Annotated in this window: 1 protein-coding gene; it reads right to left on the bottom strand. The window is 39.6% G+C overall.

The window, feature by feature from the left end:
* Positions 1 to 840 (bottom strand): IS4 family transposase (locus tag WFH18_RS17565; RefSeq protein WP_336755382.1); only part of this gene is annotated, 840 nt, incomplete at both ends.

Below are 840 nucleotides of genomic sequence, written 5' to 3'. Positions count from 1 at the left end.
GCTTTTAAGGTTTTTATTTCAAATAAATTCACTTGAATTATTCTGAGTAAGCGCTGAACTGTCCAGCCTTTTTTCCCTAAATGTTGAGCGAAACTTACCAGTAAATAGGCGATCATCGCAATCCAGATTTGCGTCTGAATGGCGTTCTTGCTTCGGCCTAAAAAGGCTTTTAATTTCAGGTTCTGTTTAATCGCTTTAAAGAACAATTCAACTTTCCAGCGGTCTTTGTAAATCGCTGCAATGGTAGAGGCAGCTAGATGAAAGTTATTGCTGAGAAAGCTAAAGTGCTTGCCACTTTGCTGATCTCTATATTCAATTCTTCTTAATACGGGGGCTTTTCTTTTTAGGGCATGTGCGCTATTTAGCTGAATGGTTTCATCTTTTAGAATGCCTTTGGATTCAAGCACTGGATGTTGCTGGATCACCTGATACACCGATTTAGGTCTAAAACGTGTCACAAAGCTAACGTTTTGAGCGCTTAGATTCGCATACCATTGATAATCGACATAGCCTTTATCAAAGACCACAATGCTGCCAGCGGGAAACTGGAATTTTCGGCCTTGTAACATGTCATTTTCTTTACCATTTTCAACTGCAATAAACTCAGGAATATCATTGCTGTGATTCAATCCTATGCTGAGTTTCATGCTGGCTTTTGAGTCGTGAACTTTGGCCCATTCACATAAGGAAAGCGACAGGTCAATATGACTGGCATCCAGGGAATATAATGGATTCTTAAAGCGAAATTTATGAGCTACTTTTGAGTGTTCATAGTATTTAAGCAACTTGTAAAATAGCTGTTGATACAAGGCAGCAGGCTGCTGCTCATTGATTCGTGCC

The sequence above is a fragment of the Acinetobacter sp. USHLN143 genome (assembly GCF_037145695.1).
In the GTDB taxonomy this organism is placed as follows: Bacteria; Pseudomonadota; Gammaproteobacteria; order Pseudomonadales; family Moraxellaceae; genus Acinetobacter; species Acinetobacter fasciculus.
This window is presented reverse-complemented; position numbering and strand designations above follow the sequence as displayed.